This window comes from Leucobacter soli (genome assembly GCF_042659205.1).
Lineage (GTDB): Bacteria > Actinomycetota > Actinomycetes > Actinomycetales > Microbacteriaceae > Leucobacter > Leucobacter soli.
Genome location: NZ_JBHSRW010000349.1, coordinates 1 through 1,673, shown reverse-complemented (window position 1 = coordinate 1,673; position 1,673 = coordinate 1). Strand labels below are relative to the sequence as shown.

Sequence of the window (1,673 nt, the reverse complement as noted above, 5' to 3'; positions counted from 1 at the left end):
CGATCCGCGGCGCCGAGTCGAACGCCGCCGTGAGCGAGAGCGAGCTGGTGGGCAGCGAGGCGAACGTCGTGCTCGCCATCCCCGCCGGCGGCCTCGGCGAGGTGGCGCTCGTGCGCCACGGAGAGCGCGTCTCGCTCTCCGCAACCGCCACCACGGCGATCCCGCGCGGCACCCACGTGCGCATCGTGCAGACGCTGACCTCCACATCGGTGCTCGTCGAAGCGGCGGCCCCGGAGACGGCGATCCACGACGACGCGTCGGACGAAGACCCGTCGAGCGACGACCCTCGACCTGCGAACTGACCCCCGCCCCCGACCCCGGAGACACCCATCATGTTCTTCCTCACCCCTGCCTTCATCGGCATCTTCGGCGCGCTCATCGCGCTCGTGCTGATCGCGCTGGTCATCATCAAGCGCTATCGCATCGCCAAACCGGATGAGGCGATCATCGTCACCGGCGGCAAGGGCAAGGAGGTGCGCAGCGCCGACGGAAGCGTCACCCGCGACCTCTCGGGCCAGAAGGTCGTCACCGGCGGCGGCGTCTTCGTGCTGCCGTTCGTGCAGAAGTCGTTCAGCATCTCGCTCCGCTCGCGTCGCCTCTCGATCACGACCGAGGCGCAGACCACCGACGGCATCACGATGCAGGCGCAGGCCGTCGCAGTCGTGAAGGTCGGCGGCACGCAGGAGATGATCCGTGCCGCGGCTCAGCGCTTCCTCTCGAACTCGGACGAGATCGACGAGTCGACGCAGGAGGTGCTCTCGGGCTCCCTCCGCTCGATCATCGGCGGCCTGACCGTGCTGCAGATCATCCGCGACCGCGCCGTCGTCGCGCAGAGCGTGCTCGAGGCCGCCGAGGAGGCGCTCACCAAGCAGGGCCTGGTGGTCGACACCCTGCAGATCCAGGAGATCCGCGACGGCGCCGACTACATCACGAACATCGGCCGCCCGGAGGCGGCGAAGGTCCGCCAGCAGGCGGACATCGCCGAGACCAACGCCTACCAGGCCTCGGAGGAGGCGAAGATCGCGGCCGAGAAGGTGCTGCTGGATCGCAACCGCGAGCTCAAGCTCCGCCAGGCCGAGATCCAGGCGGAGACGGACAAGGCCTCGGCGCAGGCGTCGGCCGCCGACCCGCTCGAGCAGGCGATCCAGCGCCAGGCCATCGTGCAGCAGCAGGAGCTGACCGCTCAGCGCGAGGTCGCGCTGAGGAAGGAGCAGCTGAACGCCGAGGTCCGCGCCGTCGCCGAGGCCGAGGCGTTCAAGGTCGAGGCGCTCGCCCGAGCGAACGCGACCGCCGCCGTCGCGACCGCGGAGGCCGAGGCGAAGGCCACCGAGGCGAAGGGTATCGCCGAGGCGCGAGCGACCGAGGCCAAGGGCCTCGCCGAGGCGCAGGCGATCGAAGCGCGCGGTCGCGCGTTCGAGGCTCAGGCGGACTCGGTGCTCGCCCAGGAGCTCATCCACCTGCTGCCCGCGATCGCGCACGAGTACGCGCAGGCCATCGGCGCCATCGAGACGATGACCGTCGTGTCGACCGACGGCACCTCGAAGGTGGCCGGAGAGGCGATGGGCAATCTCACGGGGCTGCTCGACATGGCCCGCGACACGGTCGGCATCGACCTCGCCGCGGTGCTCAACGGCGCCGTGACCGGCGGAGCGGCCGGCGCCGCCGCCGGTCGG

At 71.0% G+C, this 1,673-nt stretch carries 1 protein-coding gene and 1 pseudogene; both read left to right on the top strand.

Going from position 1 to position 1,673, the window contains the following annotated elements; genetic code table 11:
* Positions 1-302 (top strand): annotated as a pseudogene (locus tag ACFPZL_RS12975) (hypothetical protein); the annotation flags it as partial.
* 30 nt (positions 303-332) lie between these two features.
* Positions 333-1,673, top strand: a 1,341-nt coding sequence (locus ACFPZL_RS12970) for a flotillin family protein (protein WP_382335790.1), incomplete at its 3' end; no start/stop codon positions are given.